The sequence below is a fragment of the Marinomonas aquimarina genome (assembly GCF_900089755.1).
GTDB lineage: Bacteria > Pseudomonadota > Gammaproteobacteria > Pseudomonadales > Marinomonadaceae > Marinomonas > Marinomonas aquimarina.
Genome location: NZ_FLOC01000001.1, coordinates 323,346 through 343,846, shown reverse-complemented (window position 1 = coordinate 343,846; position 20,501 = coordinate 323,346). Strand labels below are relative to the sequence as shown.

Below are 20,501 nucleotides of genomic sequence, written 5' to 3'. Positions count from 1 at the left end.
GTCCTAAAAGTTAATTTCTCTCACCAAATACTTTTCTATAAATTTCCTGAATGACATCAAGGTATCCCTAGAACTTTTGCTCTAGAATATTGAACACTGTAAACAAGTGAAAGTTATTACTAACGTGCTTGCCCTTGTTTAATGAGGCAATTTGGCTTTCTGTAACCTAATTGTCACAATTTATTTATAGTTTACGACCCGTAAAGTAAGGAGTTGGTCATGACCTTCCCGTTTGTTCGTATGCGCCGTATGCGCAAAGATGATTTTTCTCGCCGCTTGATGCGTGAACATCGCTTAAGTACTGACGATCTAATTTACCCAATGTTTGTGATTGAAGGTCAGAACACTCGTGAAGCGGTGCCTTCCATGCCGGGCGTTGAGCGAGTCACCATTGATGTGCTGCTCAAAGAAGCGGCGGAATTGGTGGAACTGGGGATCCCAATGGTGGCGCTGTTCCCTGTGGTGGGGGACGACAAAAAATCCTTGCAAGCGGAAGAAGCTTACAATCCAGATGGCTTAGCGCAGCGTGCGATTCGGGCATTGCGTCAGCACTTTCCTGAGCTGGGCGTGATGACCGATGTGGCGTTGGACCCGTTCACGACTCACGGTCAAGACGGCATCATTGATGAGGACGGTTACGTACTCAACGACATTACCACTGAAGTGCTGGTGAAGCAGGCGCTGTCGCATGCACAAGCAGGGGCTCAGGTGATTGCACCCTCGGATATGATGGACGGCCGTATTGGCGCGATCCGCGAGATGCTGGAGCTGGAAGGCTTTATTAACACTCGCATCATGGCTTACTCAGCCAAGTATGCCTCAGCCTATTACGGTCCTTTCCGTGATGCCGTGGGCTCGGCTGGCAATCTAGGCAAGGGCAATAAATTTACCTATCAAATGGACCCTGCCAATACCGATGAAGCGATTCGAGAAGTGCTGCTTGATATTGAAGAGGGCGCTGACATGGTGATGGTGAAGCCTGGTATGCCTTATTTGGATGTGGTGCGTCGTGTTAAATCTGAGCTTGGCGTACCGACTTACGCTTACCAAGTGAGTGGTGAATATGCCATGCAAATGGCGGCGTTCCAAAACGGTTGGCTGGATAAAAATCAAGTGATGCTGGAATCGCTGTTGGCCTTTAAACGTGCTGGCGCAGACGGCATTTTGACTTACTTTGCGAAAGACGCAGCTCGCCTCTTAAAAGGCTAGTATCTGAGTGAATTAGCACGACTTGTAGCCACCGTGTGTGGGCTGGAAAGATTTCAAATAACAAGTCGTGACCTTAGAATTGCGTTGGTGTAATTTTTAAAAGTTGCTCTATTCTAAAAGATAAGAATAGAGCAACATGGAACATAATGATGGCACGCTATTGGAGCTGACACGCAATGTCTGAACAGGCTGAAAAAGAGATCGAAGTTACTCAATCTTCAGAAGTTAAAAATGAGGAAAACGCTTCAGCAGAAGCGAAAAAAGCCACAGTGGAAGAGGTTGAAGACTTAGTGCTGGAGCCGATTCCTGAGCAGCCGGTTGACCCAAGTCGCTTGGCGATCGAGGAACGTCTACCGGAGGATATTGATCTTGCAGACCCTGAGCTCTACTTTAACCGTGAGCTGAGTCACCTTCAGTTTAACGCACGGGTATTAGAGCAAGCGATGGATGAGAACCATCCGGTGCTCAATCGCCTAATGTTCCTATGTATTTTTAGCTCGAACATGGACGAATTCTTTGAGATTCGTGTCGCGGGCCTTAAGAGTCAGATCGAATATGGCCGTGAGAAAAATGGTCCCGATGGCATGCACCCACGTAAGGTGCTGCAATTAATCAGTGATCATGCCCATCAATTAGTTCGCCGTCAGTACCGTATTCTGAATGACATCATCTTCCCAAAACTAGCGGAAGAGAACATTCACTTTATCCGTCGTTCCGTCTGGACAGAAAAACAGGCTGCATGGGTCAAGCGCTATTTCCGTGATAACGTGCTGCCGATTATTAGCCCGGTGGGCTTGGACCCTGCGCACCCATTTCCTCGATTGGCCAACAAGACCTTCAACTTCGTTGTGGAGTTAGAAGGTCGTGATGCGTTTGGCCGTGAAAATGGTCTTGCCATTGTGCCTGCACCAAGCTCGTTACCACGTTTGGTGAAACTGCCAGACGATGTTTGTGATGGCGGTGATAACATGGTCTTCCTATCGTCAATCATTCACGCGCACGCGGATCAGTTGTTCCCTGGCATGACGGTTAAAGGCTGTTTCCAATTCCGTCTGACGCGTAATGCGGACATGGAAGTGGACTCTGATGATATCGGCTTGGACTTGGCCGGTGCATTGCGTACCGAACTGCAAAGCCGTCATTACGGTAGCTCGGTGCGTCTTGAGATCGCCGATAACTGTCCTGCGCACATTGTGGATGCGCTGTTGGCTCAGTTCGACCTGTCCGAGCAAGACTTGTACTGCATTGACGGTCCTGTGAACCTAAGCCGATTGATGGCTGTATTGGAGCTGGTGAACCGTCCAGATCTGACTTATCCGCCATTCTCACCAGGCTTGCCAAACAAACTGGCGAAATCGGGTGGTATCTTTGAAGCGGTGCGCCAGCGTGACTATCTATTGATGCATCCGTTTGAAAGCTTCTCGCCGGTCATTGATATGCTGAGTGAGGCGGCCAAGGACCCCAATGTCATCGCGATTCGTCAAACCCTATACCGTACCGGAGCTCGCTCGCCGATTGCCAATGCCTTGGTAGAGGCGGCCCGTAATGGTAAAGAGGTGACCGTGGTCATCGAGTTACGTGCGCGTTTCGACGAGGCGGAGAACTTGGCGTTAGCGAGCCGTCTACAAGATGCGGGGGCGATTGTGGTTTACGGTGTGGTACGCCATAAAACCCACGCTAAGATGATCCTTATCGTACGTCGTGAGGGGGCTGAATTAACCCGTTACGTTCACCTAGGTACGGGTAACTACCACGCAGGTAACGCACGCTTATACACTGACTACAGTTTCCTAACGTGTGATAAAGAAATCGGTGATGATGTGCATCGCGTGTTCCAGCAGCTGACCGGCATGAGTAAAGAGCTGAAAGTGAAGAAGCTGCTTCACGCTCCTTTCACGCTACGTGATCGCCTATTGGATATGATTGCCCAAGAAGCGGAGAATGCGAAAAAAGGCGAGCCAGCGCGTATCATTATCAAGGTGAACTCACTGACAGAGCAACGCTTGGTACAAGCGCTTTACAAAGCGTCTCAAGCGGGTGTGAAGATCGATCTGATCGTGCGTGGTATTTGTACACTGCGTCCAGGGATCAAAGGCGTCTCTTCCAATATTCGTGTGCGCAGTATTATTGGTCGCTTCCTTGAGCACACTCGCGTCTACTACTTCTATAACAACCGCATGCCAATGGTGTACTTGTCGAGCGCCGACGGTATGGACCGTAACCTGAATAACCGTGTGGAAGTCGCCTTCCCAATACAGGATTACAAGTTGGCCCGTCGTGTGAAGCAAGAGCTTGAGTATTACCTAAAAGACAATACCCAAAGCTGGCTATTACAAAGTGATGGCTCCTACCAATTATCGAAACCGCGTAAGGGCGAGTACCGCAGTGCCCAGCGCGTACTGTTGCATGATCTAGCTGATAACGCCCGTTAAGTCCTTATCTTATCCGATTCGCTCTTTACCGAAGGCGATTGAATAATCGCTTTCGGTAGAGGGTTCTGACACATTTTTATTGCCATAGTCGTAACTTCGCTTACTATTAAACTCATACCGGCGCCTTGATTGGCATCAGCCTTGGAGTGACGATATGAGCAATGCAGCAGACCTATTGGCAAGCTACGGCCTCTCTTTTTCTCAAGGGAGAGACTTTGTCTACGCTAATCTGGGTAATCCTCAAATTATTTATAGCACCGCATTTGAGTATGGCGTTACTTTCTCGATGCTGGCCGAGCTATATGGACACGGTGTTTCGGACGCTGAGGTCATTGGCTTTTTTGATGCATTGGGCTTTGATACAGCGATTCCACGATTACTGGGGACAGAATCCGGCACTCTAAACTTAAGTGCGAGAAGTAATAGCATTTCGACCTTATCGGCGAGTGCCTCTAGCAGCACGCCTTGGGTAGATAGCCTGATCAGTGGTGAGAGCTGGGACAGCAGTTTTGTTACCTATGGTTTTCCGACTTCAATGCCTGCCTCTTATGCCTCGGATTTTGATCTCAGCTATGGCTGGAGAGCGCTTAATAATCAAGAGCAAAGTGCCTTCAGCAATGTTGTGGCATCACAAAATCAGTACATCAATACTGACTTGTTACTCTCGTTTGGCACCATTGAGGTGAATGCCTCGGCGGTATACCAGTCTTCCTCTGAAGCGTTTGCTTACTTCCCTGGAGATGATCTAGGAGGCGATGTCTTTTTAAACCGTGAGGCAGGGAGTGAATACTATTACAGTGTTGGAGGTTATGGGATTTTCACCATGGCGCATGAGCTGGGGCACGCTATGGGCTTAGAGCATTCTTTTGAAGGTGTGCGACTGAACAGCGCCTATGACAATACCTACTATACGGCCATGAGTTATACCTTGCTTGGTGGCTATGAAGTAGAAGCATTGGATCAAGGTTCTAGCTATTCGACCTATACCGTAGATGCGTATCGTAATGAGTTAGGCATTATCGATGTCGCCGCTCTACAAGCCATTTATGGCGCAGATATGTCTACCAATACTGGCGATACGGTGTATGTCTATAATGAGGCTGAGCGTGCTTTTACCACAGCCTCAGGCCATTACCATACCATTTGGGACGCGGGTGGAACGGATACGCTTGACCTGAGTGGCGCTGAATATAACAGCACCATTAATCTAAACGATTACACCTTATCCTCAGTATCGCAGCGTACCAGCTTTGAAGAAGCGGTCGATGTTGCATATGCAGCAGGACTCACCAATCAATCGGCGATCGCCTTTGTCCAAGGCTTTATTGATGACCTAGGTGACGAGGCATTTTTAAACCAGAATAATCTAGGGATCGCCTACGGTGTGGTGATTGAGAATGTGATCACCGGGTTTGGCGATGACAGTGTGATCGACAACGAAGTGAATAACCAAATCTACACTGGCGTCGGTAACGATATTGTTTACTTGGGGGCAGGGGGCTATGACTACGTCGATGGTGGCACAGGCAATGATATCGTGGTGCTGAATGTCGCGTCTTCTACTGTAAAGACATCATTAGATAGCGATGGCTATCATTTATTAGCGGATGACTTTGCCGCGACCTTAGTGGGTATTGAGACCATTCAATTCACGGATACCAGTATTTCGATTGCTTAGTGTCTAAGGCCTTCTCACAATCCAATAAAAAAGCATGCCGTTGGCATGCTTTTTCGTTTTTGCTTATCAGAAAGTCTAATTAGTCTTTCTTTGGACGCGGCGCGTAGGCAAATACATCCGAATGGCAGTTGGCTTCTTGAATGCCTTTGGCTTCCAGTTGATCCAAGGTGCCGTAGACCATTGGCACAGAGCCGCTGATAAAGGCATGGCTATTTTGCAGCGCCAGGTGGTCTTCAATGATGGCTTCGTAAAGCCAGCCAGTACGGCCATCCCAATCGTCACTTTTCTCATTCACGACTACATGAATATGGAAGTTTTCCGGTGATTGGTGGCTGTTGATCCAGTCCATTACAAAGGTGTCTGCTGCGGTGCGTAAGCCCCAGTAAAAATGTACTGGGCCTTGGTAACCTTTGTGGACTAGGTCGTCAAACAGGCTCTTCATTTGTGCAAAGCCAGTACCGCCAGCGATCAATAGCAATGGCGCATCCAAGTCTGCTGGGACTTTCTCGATGTGAGCATCGCCGCCAGGTAGAACAAGATCAACGCTAGCGTTGTTTTTTAGATGTTCAATGACCTTGAATGCCAAGGACTCTTGATCGGCAACCAAAATGTATAGGCTAAGCGTTGGCAGTTCGTGTGGTGCACTACCAATTGAGTAAGGGACTTTCTCCCCCGTTGGTAAGGCGATCATTAAATATTGCCCAGCGATGAATTGGCTGTCGTTGACTTGCAAATCCACTTTATAAACTGTGCTATTTAGTGATTCGACTCGAATGACTTTAGCGTTAACGTCTTTCACCTAGATAACTCCATTGTGCTCTCTGGCAGCTGTTGAGACAGCTTTCTAATAATTTTAGCGCATGAATCCACGCGATGGGCGCCATTATATCGATGCTTTTTGCATAAAAAAAAGCCACTTTCACATAAAAGTGAGGAAGTGGCTTCTGTGTATCCTTTATGGAAACGCGACTTACTTATTCTTGCCTTTCATTGACTCGAAGAAATCGTCGTTAGTCTTGGTCACTTTTAGGCGGTCAATCAAGAACTCTGTCGCCGCGATGTCTTCCATCGGGTTGAGTAGCTTGCGTAGAATCCACATACGTTGTAGTTCGTCTTCTGTGGTCAGAAGGTCTTCACGACGTGTGCCTGAGCGACGAATGTTGATCGCAGGGAAAGTACGTTTTTCAGCAATCTTACGGTCAAGGTGTAACTCAGAGTTACCGGTACCTTTAAATTCTTCGAAGATAACTTCGTCCATCTTAGAGCCAGTGTCTACCAGTGCTGTGGCAATGATGGTCAAGCTGCCGCCTTCTTCTACATTACGCGCTGCACCGAAGAAACGCTTAGGACGTTCTAGGGCGTTAGCATCCACACCACCTGTTAGGACTTTGCCTGATGAAGGGATCACAGTGTTGTAAGCACGGGCAAGACGAGTGATCGAGTCAAGTAAGATAACCACGTCTTTTTTGTGTTCCACTAGACGTTTCGCTTTCTCGATGACCATCTCTGCTACTTGTACGTGACGAGCTGGTGGCTCATCGAACGTAGAAGCGACTACCTCGCCACGTACGGTACGTGACATCTCTGTTACTTCCTCAGGACGTTCGTCGATTAGAAGTACGATCATGTGACATTCAGGGTTGTTGCGAGTGATCGCGTTAGCGATGTTCTGCAACATGAACGTTTTACCCGCTTTCGGCGGAGATACGATTAGAGCACGTTGACCTTTACCCATTGGTGCAACCAGATCAATGATACGAGAGGTAACGTCTTCTGTAGAGCCGTTACCTGCTTCCATCACTAAACGATCGTCTGCAAACAGTGGCGTTAGGTTTTCGAATAGGATTTTGTTACGTACGCTGTCAGGCTTATCAAAGTTGATTTCGTTAACTTTTAGAAGCGCGAAGTAACGTTCGCCATCTTTTGGTGGGCGAATTTTTCCGGCAATGGTATCGCCTGTACGTAGGTTAAAACGACGAATCTGACTCGGTGAAACGTAGATATCGTCTGGACCCGCTAGGTATGAGCTATCAGGAGAACGTAGGAAGCCAAAGCCGTCTTGTAAAATCTCAAGGATGCCGTCGCCGTAGATATCTTCACCACTTTTCGCGTGGCGTTTCAGAATCGCGAAGATAACATCTTGTTTACGGGAGCGGGCAAGGTTGTCTAACCCCATTTCCGCAGCGATATCTAATAGTTCGGGTACTGATTTCTGTTTTAGTTCGGTAAGGTTCATAAACGAATTTAGTTGTTAGCTCATATGAGGAAAAATGACGGGACCATAGTGATGCAGTAATACAGCTATACATGATCAATGTCGGAAGTATTTATGTGTAAAAGTGCTTTTCGACACCGAATACCGGCTACGGGCATAACCATGGCTGGAGTTCTATCAGTTCGCGATGGGCGAAGTCGAACAGCGTGTATTACTTGATTGGAGTCTTACAGCAGCCACTCGATGAGCCAGCAATCTATAAGACTGGTTAACTATAGTGCGACAAATTCCCGAGGTCTATAGTCAAAAAGGTTTAATAGCGCCTTTTTTGTTAGTTTTTTGACCGTATTCAGTAAAAGTTTTGCCCTTAGTGGGGCTTTACATCAAAAAAGTCCATGGAATTTGCCCATGACAGATGGTGCCAAACCGGTTAATCTTCCGCTCATTAGTTGAATAATCGAAAAGGCGTTGATGGATGCAATCACTTTTAGTGCAACAATCGCATGATTTTCCATTCGAAAAAATTGCAGCGATAGACCTAGGATCAAACAGTTTTCATATGGTCGTCGCACAAGTTACCCATGGGCAACTGCGTATTACTGGCCAATACGGTGACAAAGTACAGTTGGCGGCTGGCTTGCAAGACGATGACACTTTAGATGAAGCATCGCAACAGCGAGGCATTGATTGTATTGCGCAATTTGCCCAAGTGATTGATGACTTACCCCTTGGTTCAGTACGTATCGTGGGCACCAATGCCTTACGTGCGGCGAAAAACCGTTACGACTTTATTTCCAAAGCCATGGATGTGATCAGCCACCCAGTGGAAATCATCGCCGGTCGTGAAGAAGCGCGACTTATCTATGTCGGTGTGGCGCGTACCATGGATCACGGTGACCAAAAACGCGTGGTGGTGGACATAGGTGGTGGTTCAACAGAGTTCATTATCGGCCAGCAGCTTGAGCCGATCTTAACGGAAAGCTTGCACATGGGGTGTGTGAGTTACCGTCAGCGTTTCTTCCCAGATGGCGTAATTACCAAGTCTAACTTCCAAAAAGCCGTAACGGCGGCACGCCTTGAGTTACTGAGCATCCAAGATGATTATCTTGACGAGGGCTGGGATGTGGCGATTGGTTCATCCGGTACCATTAAAGCGGCTTATAACATTGCCGTGGAAAATGGCTGGAGCAAGAAAGGCATCACCCCAAAAGTCCTAAAACAGATCCAGAAAGAGCTGTTTGAAGCGGGTCATGCTGACAAGATCAACCTGTTGGGCTTAAAGCCAGAGCGTAAGTCGACCATTGCGGCGGGTATTGCCATTTTAACGGCAGTGTTTGAGTGTTTCGGCATTAAGCAGATGGATTTCTCAAACGGTGCCCTGCGTGAAGGGGTGTTGTACGACATTATGGGTCGTTATGCGGATACTGATATTCGTGAGCGCACCGTTAGTTACATGTTGAACCAGTACCATATCGACATGGAGCAAGCGAAATTAGTAACCCATACGTCCCTGTCGATGCTGGAACAGGTTAAAGACAGCTGGGGCTTGGCGTCGCTTTCCAGTGAGGACATTCTGCGCTGGGCAAGCTTGTTACATGAGTGTGGCATGGGGATTTCCCACAGCCGTTATCACAAGCACGGCGCTTACATCATCAGTGAATCGGATATGCCGGGCTTCTCGCAGCAGGAGCAGCAGGCGCTAGCGTCTTTGGTATTACGCCATCGCCGTAAATTTACCCAAGCATTGGAGTTTCGCTTTACCAAGAGCGATCAGCAGGATTTAGATCGTTTAGCGATTCTACTGCGCATTGCGATCTTATTGCATATCGATCGCAAGGAAGGGGATATGCCGATCTTTACCCTTAAAGCCGACGATAAGTCTTTGCATGCTGAGTTCTTGCCAGGCTGGCTGGATGCGCGCCCTCTGACACTGGCCAACCTACAAAGTGAAGCCGATTATTTAGCCATGGCAGGCTATACCCTGACCTTTAAATAAGTCAATCTGCAGCATAATGACAGCGCCCTGTATCGGATTCTCCTGTATGGGGCGTTTTGCTTTCTGCTAAGCGGCTGATAGCGGTTATTTCGTAAGTTTATAAAGCCCAATCCATCCCTGCTTTCTTGCTCTGCGCAGCGGCTCATAAGATCGTATATTTTCTTTTAAAAACATTATCTTAAGAAATTACCTTAGTTGGTAAAAGGTTGCATGATAGCGAACTAAAGATCGCGAAACTAATACCAAGGTATCAAGACATTAGCGTCAAAATCCGTATAATCTGCGACAAACCTGCTTAAAACCCTTGCACGGTTGATCGCTTTGCTTCTGAACGGCGTATTTCTGTGAAGAACAGCGTTCTCAGGGGAGTAATGAAGAAGTGCAATGATCTTTACCCAGATTGCAAAGGGACAGTCCGAATGCGTCTGTTTCGGTTCGTATTCGCACCTTCCCTTATAGATGGTTAACAGCCTTTTTCCGAATTACTCTCAAACTACAACTGGCTATGATACGGCGAACTCATATGACCTCAAACATTGTAGACGTACTACTCGTTGGTGGTGGTGCCATGAGCACTACCCTTGGCATGCTACTAAAACAGCTCGACCCTTCACTTTCCATCACCATGGTTGAGCGTTTAGAAAAAGTAGCGCAAGAAAGTACCGATGGTTGGAACAACGCGGGTACCGGACACGCGGCCTACTGTGAGCTTAACTACACCTCACCAAACCCTGATGGCACGACCAACATCGACAAAGCCGTCAACATCAACGCTGCCTTTGAAGTGAGTCTACAGTTTTGGTCTTACCTAGTTGAGAAAGGCCTGCTACCTGAGCCAGCCCAATTTATTAACCGTGTGCCACACCAAAGTTTTGTCTGGGGCGCGGACAACGTGAAAAAACTGAAATCACGTTTTGAAGCCATGAGTGCTCACCCTGCATTCCGTGAAATGGAATACACCGAAGATCGTGCCACCATGGCCGAATGGATGCCTCTGATCATGCAAAACCGTAGCGGCGATGAGCCGCTGGCGGCGACCCGTATTGAGCACGGTTCAGATGTTAACTTCGGTGCCATTGCCCGCAATATGGCTAAGTTCCTAGAAACGCAAGACGGTGTTAACATCGAGCTGAGCGCGGAAGTAGAAGAGTTGAAGCAACTCTCTGATGGCACTTGGAAAGTGACCGTGAATCAGAAAGGCCAGCGTCGTGATTTGCAAGCGAAATTTGTATTCCTTGGTGCGGGTGGTGGTGCGTTACCATTGCTACAAAAATCCGGCATCAAAGAAGGCAAAGGCTACGGCGGCTTCCCAGTAAGTGGTCAGTGGTTAGTGTGTGAGAAACCAGAATTGGTGCAACAGCACTTGGCCAAAGTCTACGGCGCTGCGCCGATCGGTGCGCCGCCAATGTCGGTCCCCCACTTGGACACGCGTATTATCGACGGTAAAAAAGCCATCCTGTTTGGTCCATTTGCCGGCTTCACGACGAAATTCCTTAAACAAGGTTCGGTCTTTGACCTGATGAAGAGTGTTCGTGCGGACAACCTTGGCAATATGCTGAGTGTCGGTAAGAACAATATGGACCTGACCAAATACTTGATCAGCGAAGTGCGTCAGTCGCACAAAGATCGTTGCGACTCACTGCGTAACTTCTTCCCTGATGCCCAAGACCAAGACTGGCGCTTGGCTTATGCTGGCCAGCGTGTGCAGATTATCAAACAAGGCCCAGATGGTGCCGGTAAACTTGAGTTCGGTACTGAAGCCATCGTTTCCGAAGACGGTTCCATCGCCGCACTGCTCGGTGCGTCACCAGGGGCTTCGACCACGGTGAACACCATGATTGGTATTCTTGAGCGCAGCTTCTCTGAGCGTATGCAGTCAGGCGAGTGGCAAGCCAAAATGAAAGAAATGGTGCCATCTTACGGCGAATCGTTGGTGGACAATACGGATCTGCTGCTTGAGATTCGAGCACGTACCCTTGAGACATTGCAACTGAAGCCGTAAGCTTTAGTTCCCAGCTTTTCAAGCCGACCTCATCGCAAGTGAGGTCGGCTTTGTTATATTTAAGGAAATCAACATGACAACTTACGCTGAACGTTCTGATGCACTATGCGACACCCTGCGTGATCTAGAGCATCAAGCCGAAGACGGCGACCAATTGTTTTACTGTGCGTATCTACTGGGCTTGCTAGGCCTACACAGCGCCGCCGAAGGTGACGGCGCGGATGAATTCGATGCTTACTTTGAAACTGAATTGAAAGCGACATTAGAAGCGGAAGGGGTTTCTGAAAAAGACCAAGATGCGATCTTAGCGCTTTGGAATCAGGTGAAGTAAGTTCTTTCGTACGCCCCGACTCCGTCTGGGGAAGTAGACTCTCAATCGCGGGATGCAACCCGCTCGTACGACCCGGCTCCGTCCGGGGAAGCAGGCTTAATCGCGGGGTACAACCCGCTCGTACGACCCGGCTTCGTCCGGGGAAGCAGGCTTTGAATCGCGGGGTACAACCCGCTCGTACGACCCGGCTCCGTCCGGGGAAGCAGGCTTTGAATCGCGGGGTACAACCCGCTCGTACGACCCGGCTTCGTCCGGGGAAGCAGGCTTTGAATCGCGGGGTACAACCCGCTTGTACGACCCGACTCCGTTCGGGGAAGCTGGCTTTGAATCGCGGGGTATAACCCGCTCGTACGACCCGATTCCATCGGGGGCAGGGGCTTCAAATCGCCATCAGGAGATGGCTCGTACGACCCGACTCCGTTCTGGGAAGCGGGCTTGAATCGAGGGGTAATTTCCTTCGCACAGCGAAGTCCTACAAAATGTCGCTCGAATGAAAGAACATTGTTCGCTAAGCTCAGTCTAATTCCATATAAGAGTTCTGTTATGTCTGAAGATATTCGCTGGTTACAACGCTTTGATCACTTCAAGAAAGCCTATGCACAACTCCAAGAGGCGCTTCAGCTAATGTCTGAGCGGGAGCTTAGCAATATTGAGAAACAAGGCTCTATTCAGGCATTTGAGTTTACTTATGAACTGGCTTGGAACGTACTGCGTGATTACTTGATCTGGCAAGGGATTGAGTCTGTATCAGGCTCTCGCGATGCCATACGCGAAAGTTTCAAACGTGAACTTATCTCGGATGGCCATGCGTGGCTAGCGATGCTACAAGACCGAAACCGCACAGTGCACACTTATAACGAAGCCACTGCGAATCAGATTATCGAGCATTTGCGTACTCAGTACGCGCAGCTTTTTGCCGAGTTTGTGGTGACGTTTCAGGCAAAAGCTGATGAAGAGTTGGCAGGTTTTTAATGTCTGATCAATTTGGTTTAACTTCCTCTGAAATACAGCAAATTTGTTCAGTATTTGCGCAATTTCCTGAAGTCACTCAGGTGTTAGTCTACGGCTCGCGAGTGAAAGGCAATTATCGAGCTGCCTCCGATATTGATATGACCATCATGGATGAAATTGATTGGACGCTATTTAACCGAATAGAAGCAGAGCTAGATGACCTGATGTTGCCGTATCAAATTGATTTATCAATCTTTTCTCAAATTGAAAACGATAACTTGATTGATCATATCCAACGTATTGGCCAGCCGATTTATCAAAGACTATAAAGCAACTTTTGTACGGCCTGGCTCCGTTCTGGGAAGCAAGCTTTGAATCGCGGGGTACAACCCGCTCGTACGCCCCGACTCCGTTCGGGGAAGCAGGCTTTCAATCGCGGGGTACAACCCGACTCCATTCGGGGAAGCTGACTTGAATCGCGGGGTACAACCCGCTCGTACGACCCGGCTCCGTCCGGGGAAGCGGACTGTCAATCACGGGATGCAGCCTGCTCGTACGACCCGGCTCCGTCTGGGGAAGCAGACTTTCAATCGCGGGATACAACCCGCTCGTACGACCCGACTCGATCGGGGAGCAACGCAGATCACATCCCCATAAACAGCGGAATCAACACTGGCACTAAAAAGCTCATAATAAAGCCGCTGGCGATGCAGACGGGGACGATTTCAGCGCCGTGAACTTTGCCCAGCAAAGGTAGGGTGAAATCCATCGCGGTGGCGCCGGAGTAGCCAACGGACAAATGGCTATTAATACGGGCAAACATGGGAATCAACATCAGCGCGACGATCTCTCGGCCTAGGTCGAGTAAGAACGCTGTGGTGCCGAGCACGGGATCACCAAGGCCGGTAATTAAAATGCCCGATAAACTGTACCAGCCGAACCCCGAGACCACCGCCAAGCTTTTATGCCATTCTAAGCCAAGCAATGAGCCTGCGATTAGGCCAGCAGCTAAGGTCACGGCAACCGTGGTGCAGGCAATGGCGACGCCTTGGGTATTGAGGAACAGTTTGCGCAAACGAAAGTTGCCGTGACGAAGCTGGCAGCCCACTAAAAATAGCAATAAATACAGTAACCAAGTGACCAGTTCATCCACGCTGGGAAGCCAACTTTTGAGGCTCCATCCGGCTAAAACACCCGCTAAAACCCAGCCTAATGTCTTGGCGGCATCGATCAGCGCGTGTTTGGTTGATGAATTATTATCCACATGCTCTACCTTGCTGGCACCGGCGTGGAAAACTTGACCGCTTATCCACAATGCTAATAAAGGCAATACTGTTATAGCAATGAACAACACAAGTGCTTGATAGCCAGCAATGACGATCTTAGAGGCGAGGTTATCCAGTGCGCCAATGCTGTAACCGATCAGTCCAAGAATCAGATAAGTCAGCTGAGAAAGCCCTTTGGCAACCCGTTCAGGTGTGGCAACGGGGACCTTTATCCAGTAGCCGATCAAAAGCGCTGCGAGAAGTGGTCCAAGGGTCGAAAGAATGGTCATAATCCATTGATCCTAAATCGTTTTTATAAAATGGAAGCGGTTAGCTTAGAGCAGTTTGGTATGGCACTGAAAAGCACACAATTGGTGCAATTATACTGAGTTATCGTGCAAAGTTGACCACTTGGTGATAAATTCGCCGCCTATTACATTTAATACCTTTCACAGACTCCAAAGCCATGTTGACACTGTTCGCCAAACGCCACCCAGCATTGAGTGAAATCCTGCATTTGCTGTTTCCCATGATCCTCACTATGACCTTGGAATTGTCCATCAGTCTTGTGGATACAATTATGCTAGGACACTACGATTCACTGCATTTGGCCGCGGTGGGCTTGGCGTCGAGCCTCTGGAGTCCGGTGGCTTGTTTTATGATTGGCGTGACCTTTGGCTTAACGCCACTGATTACCCGCCACCTGCATGGCCGTCAACGTTTGCTGGTTAACGTCTACATGTCACAGGCCTTTGGCCTGTCGATTATTTTGGGCATTATCGGCGCAATCATGAGCCTAACCTTGCTGCCTTGGGCGGCCAAGTTGATGGCCAGTGAAGCGGAAACGCAACAGGTAGCGCAGCAATATTTGTATCTGTTTTCGCCCACCTTTATGGCGTTGGCATTAATGACGTCTTATAAGAACCTGTTTGAGGCGGCAGGCAAGCCGCGGGTGCCCTTGTTGGTGGCAACGCTTAGTTTGATTCTAAATATCGTCTTCAACTATGTGCTGATTTACGGGAAATTTGGCTTGCCGGAAATGGGCGCCAGTGGTGCAGCAATCGCTTCGGCGGCATCGGTTTGGCTGTCGTTGACGGTGTTTGTGTTATATGACCTAAAAGCCAACCAGGATACCTTGTTTAGCAAAATTGATTGGTACTACGTCAGACACTTTAAAATCCTCTTTGGGGTGGGCATGCCAGCGGGCTTTGCCTTTGCCTTCGAGATTGGCTTGTTCTCATCGCTGACTTGGCTGATTTCTGCCTTTGGCGATTTAGCCTTGGGGGCAGGGCAAATTGTCATGTCGTACTCGACGATTCTCTTTACACCGTTAATGGCCATGAGTGCCGTCACCGCGATCGTAGTGGCGAAAGCCATGGCGACCGATGGTATTGAAGAGGTACAGCGTCGTATTCGCATCATCCTAATGTTAGGCGCTGGCTATGTGGCGGTGTGTTTTACCCTAACGCAAACCTTCAACGAACAGATTCCACTACTGTTTAGCTCGAACGAAGTGGTCGCTGCCATGGCGGCAGGGATTCTATTGATTTCCTCAGCTTACCAGCCACAAGATATGGTGCAGACGGTGTTTACAGGGGCTCTTCGAGGCTTCCGCGATACCCGCTCTAGCATGATTGCCATGGCGATATCCTTATTTGGCTTAAGCATCCCGCTAGGCTATTGGCTAGCCCACCTAAGCCCGTGGGCTGAGACGCTAAATGTGCGCGGTTTGTATGTCGGCTTGGGGATTGGCCTCTTTGTGTTGGCGTCTATTTTAGTGACACGCTACCGCATGACGCTAAAGAAATTCCGCAATAAGAAACTGCCACATCCTGAGGAAGTGGCTTAGGATCGTTGTACGACCCGATTCCCTCGGGGACAAAAGTCTTAAGTCGCTGTCAGGAGACAGCTCGTACGACCCGACTCCGTTCGGGGAAGCTGGCTTTCAATCGCGGGGTGCAACCCGCTCGTACGATCCGACTCCGTTCGGGGAGACAGGTTTTCAATCGCGGGGTGCAACTCGCTCGTACGACCCGATTTCATCGGGGATAAAGGTCTTAAATCGCTGTCAGGAGACAGCTCGTACGACTCGGATCCGTTTGGGAAAGCTGGCTTTCAATCGCGGGGTGCAACCCGCTCGTACGTGCAAGCCTTGTAGGACCGCGGTCCCCGCGGGAACGATATATGGGAGTGCTATGATCTTTCCTGCGCGCAGCGCCGTCCTACAGTCGCTCAGCCTGAAACGCTCGACACTGCTCAATCAGAGCATCGATATCCATATGCTCATCGCAGCTTTTCGCTAGACGTGCAACTTCTTGCTCGCGGTAGGCTTCGTAGTCGAAGTCTTGGCTTTCGGCGGCACCGGCCCAGTCGAGTAGGGCTTTTAGTGCGTGCTTATCATCGAATAAGCCATGTAAATATGTGCCAATGATTTGGCTATCTTCTGATAGGTAGCCTTCCAGTTCACCGTTTTCAAGCTCGGCAAAGTGTTGCATAGGCTGGTGAAACTCTGAAATACCACTGTGGATTTCATAGCCTTTGACGCTGGCATTGCCTAAGGGCGAAATCACACCAGTACGTTGTTTTAGCTGTTTACCGTCTTTCAGCTCGGTGCGCATTGGAATGTAGCCAAGCCCTTTGGCGCTGGACGGTTCAGCGTTTTCCATACCCAGTGGATCGTCGAGGAACTCGCCGAGCATTTGGAAGCCACCACAGATGCCTAAGAGCTTGCCGCCGTAGCGCAGGTGACGGGCGATATAGTTTTCCCAACCTAGCTCACGTAAGAAGGCGAGGTCCGCTTGCACGCTTTTGCTACCCGGCAGAATAACGAGGTCGGCTGGTGGAATCGTTTCGTTTTTACGTACTAAGGTCACTTGGACATTAGGGTGTAAACGTAGCGCATCCCAGTCGGTATGATTGCTGGTGCGCGGTAGCACTGGAATGACCACGTGCAGTTTGGTGTCTGAACTGTCTTTGGTGGGGCTGGCTGCGACGGCGTCTTCCGATTCCAAATGAAAGCCCATCAAGTACGGCAAGACGCCTAATACGGGTTTACCGGTGCGTTCTTCGAGCCAATCAAGGCCCGATTGCAGCAGGGCAATATCACCACGGAAGCGGTTAATCACAAAGCCAATCACGCGCTCTTGCTCGCTTTGCGAGAGCAGCTCTAAGGTACCGACAAGGTGAGCAAAGACACCGCCTTTGTCGATATCGGCGATAATGATCACAGGGCAATCGATGCTTTCGGCAAAGCCCATATTGGCAATGTCGCGGGCACGCAGGTTGATCTCGGCGGGGCTGCCGGCACCCTCTATCACTACGCTGTCGTATTGATCGGCTAAACGCTGATAAGAGTCTAGGGCTGCATTCATCGCGATGGTTTTGTATTCGTGATAGCCCACCGCATTCATATTGCCTACCGAGTGGCCTTGGATAATGACTTGCGCGCCGATATCGGTATTGGGCTTGAGCAAAATCGGGTTCATATGCACATCCGGCTCAAGGCCAGCGGCATAAGCCTGTACCGCTTGCGCCCGACCAATCTCCTTTCCATCGGCGGTGACGGCACTGTTTAACGCCATGTTTTGGGGTTTGAACGGCGCGACGTTGACGCCACGTTCTTTCATCAAACGGCATAAGGCGGTCACCAAAGTACTTTTGCCAGCATCAGAAGTAGTGCCTTGCACCATAAGATTAAAAAAACGCATGTGGGTTTGTCCGTTCGATTGATTACAATGGGGCGATTTTAACGTATTTCACCTCTTTTTAATTGAAGGATGTCGCGGATAAGCTGATGGATTTTCTTTTTGGAACGGTTTCAAATGCTGCTTTAGCCTTACTTGGGGCGTTGTTGCTGGATCGCTGGCTTGGTGAGCCGCAATCTTGGCATCCCTTGATTTGGTTTGGTAACTGGGCGACACGCTGTCGTAAGGCGTGGCAGCTGCATGCTACTGCGCCAAAGTGGTTACAGCGTATTCATGGTGTGCTGGCCTGGAGTGTGGCGGTATTGCCCTGTGTGATGCTGCTGACGTTGTTACTTTGGCTATTACCCAGTTGGTTTGAATGGGCTGTTGGTACGCTGATTTTGTATTTCAGCATTGGTTGGCAAAGCTTACGTGAACATGCCACCGCCATTGCTAAGCCTTTGCACGAGCAAGATTTACTTCAAGCGCGCGACGCCGTGGGACGCATTGTCAGTCGTGATACATCGGTGTTGGACGAAACACAAATTGCCAAAGCGGGGATGGAGTCAGTGTTGGAAAATGGCAGTGATGCCATCTATGCTCCGATTTTTTGGTTCTTAGTGCTGGGGCCGTTCGGTGCCCTGTTATACCGATTGTCGAACACACTGGATGCCATGTGGGGCTATAAAACGCCAGCGCTTCTACACTTTGGTTGGTGCGCGGCGCGCATGGACGATGTGTTGAACTATCTGCCTGCGCGTCTGACGGTGCTGACCTATGCGCTGCTGGGTAATTGCAAACGTGCGCTGTGGTGCGCTTGGTATCAAGGCCGTGGTTGGAAAAGCCCCAACGCAGGTCCCGTGATGGCGGCGGGGGCGGGGGCGCTGCAAGTGTCGTTAAGTGGCGCGGCCACGTATTTTGGCGAAGTGCAGGTGCGTCCGACGTTGGGAGAAGGTCCAGAGCCGACCGCGAAAGATTTAGATCAAGCGGTACGCTTGGTGGATAAAGGCGTCTATCTGTGGGCGTTACTGATTTTGGTATTGATATAGTTTATGAATTTTACATTAGAGCCACCTAAGCATGGTGGTGATTTAGCCGCATGGCAGCGCCTTGAGCAAAATGCCGATCATTGGTTGGATTTATCTTCCGCTTGTAACCGTGAGCCTTGGCCGATCCCAGAATCTTTGTTGGAGAACAGCGCTAAGCTTTGGTACGAACTACCGGATCCGTTTGTACTTGAGCAAGCGGCGACGACTTACTTCGGTCAAGCGCCGTTAGCGATCGGCGCCGGGACTCAGCAATTTATTGAAGTGTTACCGTCGCTGTTGTGGGAAAAAGTACAGCGTAAAAAAGTTTTGGTGCCCGCTGTTGGTTATCAAGAACATAGCTATTGCTGGCGTAAATGGGGTTATGACGTCAGTGAATACCAAGAGGTGAGCGAGCTATTTAGCGCGGACTGGGACATTGCCGTGGTGATCTCGCCGAATAACCCATCTGGGCGATATGTTTCTGAGCAGGAATCTGAGCAGCTGAAAGCTTTACTCGACGACTCCGAGCGTTATTTGATCCTTGATGAAGCTTTTTTAGATGCCACGCCAGAACACAGTTGGCTGAAGGTGCCTCTTCCTAGGGGCTGTTTTGTGCTGCGTTCTGTGGGGAAGTTCTTTGGTTTAGCGGGGGCTCGAGTGGGCTTTATGTTTGCTGATCAGGCCTTCCTGCCAGCTATTCAGTCACTTTTAGGCCCATGGCCCGTGGCGACGCCAGCACTGCATTTGGTGGCGGAAGCGCTCAAAGATAGCGCATGGCAAGACGAGGCGTTGGCATCCTTAGCCGAACGTCATGACTATTTTATGGCGACTATTGTTCCCAAATTAAATACCTTATTTGACTCCCAAGACATGCACTATACTCCGCTGTTTTATACTTGGCAGCTAGACCAAGAGCAGGCGGTTAAAGCCTTTTCGGCGTTACACAGTGTGGGGGTTCATGTGCGCTTAGGGCAAGGTTGGGTACGACTGTCATTGCCTGCGGGTCATGAAATGCAACGCTTGAATAATGGGCTGGTGAGATTATTGCAAGGCCATCAGTTAAAGGAACTTGGATAATGAAGCATTTAGTATTAGGCGGCGTACGCAGCGGCAAAAGTCAATTTGCCGAGCGCTGGGTTGCGGCGCAGGCTGAGCAAATCGTCTACATCGCTACTTCTCAAGTGTGGGATGAAGGCATGGCTAAACGTGTGGCCAAGCATCAGTCCTACCGTCCTGAACATTGGCAAACCATAGAAGAGCCAATCCAATTGGCAGACACCTTGAGCAAGGTGGCTCAGGAGCAACCAAGCGCTGCGGTCATTGTCGAGTGCTGTTCACTTTGGTTGACCAACTTACTCTGTGCCGAAGGCGAAGCACAGCTGGAGCGTGAGCGGGAGCACTTTCTTACCGTATTGGAGCATTATCCGTTGCCAGTGATTTTAGTGAGTGCTGAAGTGGGGCTCGGCATTATGCCCATCAATGCTTTAGCACGGCGTTATGGTGATGAAATTGGTGTATTAAATCAGCGAATGGCTAAGATCTGTGAGGAAGTGACGTTCGTTACTGCAGGTCTACCCATGTCGTTAAAACAGAGCAAAGCGCACTGATATCAATATTTGCATCACTGTGCCCGAGTTTTTTATAGAAAAAACTTAACCGATTGGTCTAAAATACGCCGCTTAACCGATCTGGCCACCTTGTCTCCCTAACA

16 protein-coding genes are annotated in these 20,501 nt (G+C 49.4%); 12 read left to right on the top strand and 4 right to left on the bottom strand.

From position 1 onward, the window contains the following. The first annotated feature begins 219 nt into the window (after window positions 1-219). The 3 genes from hemB to MAQ5080_RS01730 all read left to right on the top strand — a co-directional run bounded on the left by hemB (window position 220) and on the right by MAQ5080_RS01730 (window position 5,319). Window positions 220-1,209 (top strand): porphobilinogen synthase, encoded by a 990-nt coding sequence (hemB, locus tag MAQ5080_RS01740; RefSeq protein ID WP_067204650.1) that lies wholly within the window; start codon window positions 220-222, stop codon window positions 1,207-1,209. 176 nt (window positions 1,210-1,385) lie between these two features. Continuing rightward, complete coding sequence (gene ppk1 / locus MAQ5080_RS01735; protein ID WP_197464539.1) at window positions 1,386-3,641, top strand: polyphosphate kinase 1; 2,256 nt, start codon at window positions 1,386-1,388, stop codon at window positions 3,639-3,641. Between the two features lie 154 nt (window positions 3,642-3,795). Beyond that, a complete protein-coding gene (locus tag MAQ5080_RS01730; RefSeq protein WP_067204647.1) occupies window positions 3,796-5,319 on the top strand; it encodes a M10 family metallopeptidase C-terminal domain-containing protein in 1,524 nt (507 codons plus the stop codon). Window positions 5,320-5,398: 79 nt separating this feature from the next. On the opposite strand, the gene MAQ5080_RS01725 is transcribed toward MAQ5080_RS01730, so the two are convergent. Next, a complete protein-coding gene (locus MAQ5080_RS01725) occupies window positions 5,399-6,118 on the bottom strand; it encodes an NAD(P)H-flavin reductase (protein WP_067204644.1) in 720 nt (239 codons plus the stop codon). A gap of 171 nt (window positions 6,119-6,289) precedes the next feature. Further along, on the bottom strand, window positions 6,290-7,555 hold the full coding sequence (rho, locus tag MAQ5080_RS01720; RefSeq protein ID WP_067204641.1) for a transcription termination factor Rho: 1,266 nt from the start codon (window positions 7,553-7,555) through the stop codon (window positions 6,290-6,292). Between the two features lie 454 nt (window positions 7,556-8,009). Between rho and MAQ5080_RS01715 the strand changes: the two genes are divergently transcribed. The 5 genes from MAQ5080_RS01715 to MAQ5080_RS01695 all read left to right on the top strand — a co-directional run bounded on the left by MAQ5080_RS01715 (window position 8,010) and on the right by MAQ5080_RS01695 (window position 13,143). Continuing rightward, window positions 8,010-9,530, top strand: a complete 1,521-nt coding sequence (locus MAQ5080_RS01715; RefSeq protein WP_067204638.1) for a Ppx/GppA phosphatase family protein — start codon at window positions 8,010-8,012, stop codon at window positions 9,528-9,530. A gap of 505 nt (window positions 9,531-10,035) precedes the next feature. Then, window positions 10,036-11,532, top strand: coding sequence for a malate dehydrogenase (quinone) (mqo, locus tag MAQ5080_RS01710; RefSeq protein ID WP_082860966.1), 1,497 nt, complete (start codon window positions 10,036-10,038; stop codon window positions 11,530-11,532). 73 nt (window positions 11,533-11,605) lie between these two features. Then, a complete protein-coding gene (locus MAQ5080_RS01705) occupies window positions 11,606-11,863 on the top strand; it encodes a globin family protein (protein ID WP_067204630.1) in 258 nt (85 codons plus the stop codon). A 543-nt stretch (window positions 11,864-12,406) separates the two neighbouring features. Continuing rightward, on the top strand, window positions 12,407-12,835 hold the full coding sequence (locus tag MAQ5080_RS01700; protein WP_067204626.1) for a nucleotidyltransferase substrate binding protein: 429 nt from the start codon (window positions 12,407-12,409) through the stop codon (window positions 12,833-12,835). Continuing rightward, complete coding sequence (locus MAQ5080_RS01695; protein ID WP_067204623.1) at window positions 12,835-13,143, top strand: nucleotidyltransferase domain-containing protein; 309 nt, start codon at window positions 12,835-12,837, stop codon at window positions 13,141-13,143. The genes MAQ5080_RS01700 and MAQ5080_RS01695 overlap by 1 nt, the downstream gene beginning before the upstream one ends. Before the next feature lie 314 nt (window positions 13,144-13,457). On the opposite strand, the gene MAQ5080_RS01690 is transcribed toward MAQ5080_RS01695, so the two are convergent. After that, the gene (locus MAQ5080_RS01690) at window positions 13,458-14,369 is read right to left on the bottom strand and encodes a LysO family transporter (protein WP_067204620.1); all 912 of its coding nucleotides are present in this window, start codon (window positions 14,367-14,369) and stop codon (window positions 13,458-13,460) included. A 176-nt stretch (window positions 14,370-14,545) separates the two neighbouring features. On the opposite strand from MAQ5080_RS01690, the gene MAQ5080_RS01685 reads away from it, so the two are divergent. Next, window positions 14,546-15,928, top strand: coding sequence for an MATE family efflux transporter (locus MAQ5080_RS01685; protein ID WP_067204617.1), 1,383 nt, complete (start codon window positions 14,546-14,548; stop codon window positions 15,926-15,928). 373 nt (window positions 15,929-16,301) lie between these two features. On the opposite strand, the gene MAQ5080_RS01680 is transcribed toward MAQ5080_RS01685, so the two are convergent. After that, window positions 16,302-17,786: a cobyric acid synthase gene (locus MAQ5080_RS01680; protein WP_067204614.1), complete on the bottom strand. Its 1,485-nt coding sequence runs from the start codon at window positions 17,784-17,786 to the stop codon at window positions 16,302-16,304. Between the two features lie 86 nt (window positions 17,787-17,872). On the opposite strand from MAQ5080_RS01680, the gene cbiB reads away from it, so the two are divergent. From cbiB to cobU, 3 genes are read left to right on the top strand one after another with little or no spacing between them, the layout of a single operon-like run. After that, window positions 17,873-18,811 (top strand): adenosylcobinamide-phosphate synthase CbiB, encoded by a 939-nt coding sequence (gene cbiB / locus MAQ5080_RS01675; RefSeq protein WP_067204611.1) that lies wholly within the window; start codon window positions 17,873-17,875, stop codon window positions 18,809-18,811. Between the two features lie 3 nt (window positions 18,812-18,814). Further along, on the top strand, window positions 18,815-19,867 hold the full coding sequence (locus tag MAQ5080_RS01670) for an aminotransferase class I/II-fold pyridoxal phosphate-dependent enzyme (RefSeq protein ID WP_067204608.1): 1,053 nt from the start codon (window positions 18,815-18,817) through the stop codon (window positions 19,865-19,867). Beyond that, the gene (cobU, locus tag MAQ5080_RS01665; protein WP_067204605.1) at window positions 19,867-20,397 is read left to right on the top strand and encodes a bifunctional adenosylcobinamide kinase/adenosylcobinamide-phosphate guanylyltransferase; all 531 of its coding nucleotides are present in this window, start codon (window positions 19,867-19,869) and stop codon (window positions 20,395-20,397) included. Before MAQ5080_RS01670 ends, cobU begins: the two co-directional genes overlap by 1 nt. The last annotated feature ends 104 nt before the right edge of the window (window positions 20,398-20,501 follow it).

Excerpts from the sequence above, each read along its gene's own strand:
- hemB (WP_067204650.1), top strand. The coding sequence starts at position 220 with ATGACCTTCCCGTTTGTTCGTATGCGCCGTATGCGCAAAGATGATTTT.
- ppk1 (WP_197464539.1), top strand. The coding sequence starts at position 1,386 with ATGTCTGAACAGGCTGAAAAAGAGATCGAAGTTACTCAATCTTCAGAA.
- MAQ5080_RS01730 (WP_067204647.1), top strand. The coding sequence starts at position 3,796 with ATGAGCAATGCAGCAGACCTATTGGCAAGCTACGGCCTCTCTTTTTCT.
- rho (WP_067204641.1), bottom strand. The coding sequence starts at position 7,555 with ATGAACCTTACCGAACTAAAACAGAAATCAGTACCCGAACTATTAGAT.
- MAQ5080_RS01715 (WP_067204638.1), top strand. The coding sequence starts at position 8,010 with ATGCAATCACTTTTAGTGCAACAATCGCATGATTTTCCATTCGAAAAA.
- mqo (WP_082860966.1), top strand. The coding sequence starts at position 10,036 with ATGATACGGCGAACTCATATGACCTCAAACATTGTAGACGTACTACTC.
- MAQ5080_RS01705 (WP_067204630.1), top strand. The coding sequence starts at position 11,606 with ATGACAACTTACGCTGAACGTTCTGATGCACTATGCGACACCCTGCGT.
- MAQ5080_RS01700 (WP_067204626.1), top strand. The coding sequence starts at position 12,407 with ATGTCTGAAGATATTCGCTGGTTACAACGCTTTGATCACTTCAAGAAA.
- MAQ5080_RS01695 (WP_067204623.1), top strand. The coding sequence starts at position 12,835 with ATGTCTGATCAATTTGGTTTAACTTCCTCTGAAATACAGCAAATTTGT.
- MAQ5080_RS01690 (WP_067204620.1), bottom strand. The coding sequence starts at position 14,369 with ATGACCATTCTTTCGACCCTTGGACCACTTCTCGCAGCGCTTTTGATC.
- MAQ5080_RS01685 (WP_067204617.1), top strand. The coding sequence starts at position 14,546 with ATGTTGACACTGTTCGCCAAACGCCACCCAGCATTGAGTGAAATCCTG.
- MAQ5080_RS01680 (WP_067204614.1), bottom strand. The coding sequence starts at position 17,786 with ATGCGTTTTTTTAATCTTATGGTGCAAGGCACTACTTCTGATGCTGGC.
- cbiB (WP_067204611.1), top strand. The coding sequence starts at position 17,873 with ATGGATTTTCTTTTTGGAACGGTTTCAAATGCTGCTTTAGCCTTACTT.
- MAQ5080_RS01670 (WP_067204608.1), top strand. The coding sequence starts at position 18,815 with ATGAATTTTACATTAGAGCCACCTAAGCATGGTGGTGATTTAGCCGCA.
- cobU (WP_067204605.1), top strand. The coding sequence starts at position 19,867 with ATGAAGCATTTAGTATTAGGCGGCGTACGCAGCGGCAAAAGTCAATTT.